The following is a 1,147-nucleotide window of genomic DNA, read 5'->3' on the forward strand; positions in this document are numbered from 1 at the left end:
TTGTCCGTCAGCGTCAGGTATCACATCGGCAAAGCCAACTTGTTCGGGGGGTAAGGTGGGTGGTGGATTAATGGTATTGCCATCTTGGTCAGGTAAGGCTTTTTCAATGCCAATCACGGTATTGATAGCCTGAAATGCTGCAACTAAGTCAGTGTAACCAGGCTCAACGGGTAAATCTCTGACGATGTCAATACCAATAGCTCTAGGGTTATAGGTTGCTAGTTTTCTCAGCAGTGATGCTAAGTCTCGATCGGGTATGGGATAGGTACCTATGCCTTGGATGTCTTGTTCATTAATACCAACAATTAGAATTCTTTTATCAATAGATTCCTCAGGACGCCAACGGAGAAAACTATCCAGAGCAATCCATTCTAGACTTTCCAGGACGCCAGTGAGGCGAAATAGGATTACTAGTCCGATCACGACTAGTCCTGGCATCAATCCTACCCGCCAGCTTTGAATTTCCTCCTCAGTAAAACGTTTCATGTCTCAATCGATTAGACCGACTTCTCTTGCCCGCTTCTCGGTTTTAATGCGAATATTTTCACCGGGTTTTGGATAAACCCCTAAAACGTCTTGAACTTTAGTCCAATAGTTACGAACCGTGCGCTCGGAGATTTGCATCCGCTGAGCAATGGTTCTATCCTGTAATCCTTCTTCAAAGGCTAAGGTTAGAACGTCTAGCCATTCGGATTTGATTTCCAAGCCATTTCGCATCGCTTTGGGGGTGTAAATCAATCCCTGAAGTGACCAGTCAACTTTAATTAACATTTCTTTTTGGGGCAGGCTTTTATCTACGATGGTAAAGCCTCCTTCATGTTCATTAATAGCAGGTTTTAAACGGATTAAGGCTTTGATATTAGCGCTTTGAACAACTATATTGAGGGTAGGGTATATTTTCATTAATGTTTTGAGGAGTTGAATTCCCGTATCGGTTCGGGCAGTATCTCCCTGCTGCTTGGGAATGGAAAGATCCGCAACAACTAAGTCAGGGGATAACCTCTCTACATATTCTTGAGCTATCTGGGCAGTTTTAGCCGTAACAATTTCTGCCTCTGGGTATTGCTTTTGCAGTTGGCTCACGGTTCCCTCTAGAACCGATTCGTGGTCGTCAATGACAATAATTTTTGGTTTCATAGTTAAGTCT

The 1,147-nt window shown here is 43.5% G+C and carries 2 protein-coding genes; both read right to left on the reverse strand.

The window, feature by feature from the left end; all coding sequences use genetic code 11:
• Window positions 1–486 (reverse strand): CHASE2 domain-containing protein (locus tag F6K49_RS51475; protein WP_293110690.1); only part of this gene is annotated, 486 nt, incomplete at its 3' end.
• 3 nt (window positions 487–489) lie between these two features.
• Window positions 490–1,147: response regulator transcription factor (locus F6K49_RS51480; RefSeq protein WP_366514379.1), on the reverse strand; the 658-nt coding region annotated here is incomplete at its 5' end.

The sequence above is a fragment of the Moorena sp. SIO3I6 genome (assembly GCF_010672095.1).